Below are 634 nucleotides of genomic sequence, written 5' to 3' on the forward strand. Positions count from 1 at the left end.
ATAAACGATAATAAAATACTACGTGAAAAGATCGCATTTTGTATAAAAATATCCCTTAAGTTGATGGGTGTGTGGCGGTACCCCATAAAGAAAAAGACACCCTAAGGTGCCTTCCTCCGACTTGAACAACTTTACTTTTAAAACTAAAGAATCTGCGTTAGTTCTGAATTCAAAACTCGCTGTGCAGTAATAATAACACCACCAGGTGCTATTCCGTAGACACTGTATAAACCACCGTTTTGATTAGGAACAATTTCAACTTCATATTGAAGCGCTTGTCCCAAAGTAGAGTGAACTACACTTAGATTTATAAAAGCAGAAGCATTAGCAGCCACATTAAAGTTTATCTGTTCGATTAATGTTCTTGTACCGTCAAGTCTAAAAGATCTAACTACCCCAGTAAGTGGACCTGCAGTACGATTGAGGATCTTAACCCTAGCTCTATTTGCATTAGTAGGTTGATTTCCTACGTTTTCAATTGGACCAGTAGAGAAAGGCATATTAAATTCACCTCAGATACAACAAAAGAGCCTTACCTCTGTAGGCAAGACTCCACTAGTGGAGTTATATAGTATTTACATAGCAAATAAGAAACATAAAACATATAATACCAAGTAGCAGAACCCTAACATTC

At 36.8% G+C, this 634-nt stretch carries 1 protein-coding gene; it reads right to left on the bottom strand.

The genetic code is table 11. From position 1 onward, the window contains the following. Positions 1-143: 143 nt before the first annotated feature. A complete protein-coding gene (locus BAQ49_RS26700; RefSeq protein ID WP_071747747.1) occupies positions 144-500 on the bottom strand; it encodes an ATPase in 357 nt (118 codons plus the stop codon). Positions 501-634: the final 134 nt, after the last annotated feature.

Source organism: Bacillus proteolyticus, assembly GCF_001884065.1.
GTDB classification, from domain to species: Bacteria; Bacillota; Bacilli; order Bacillales; family Bacillaceae_G; genus Bacillus_A; species Bacillus_A proteolyticus.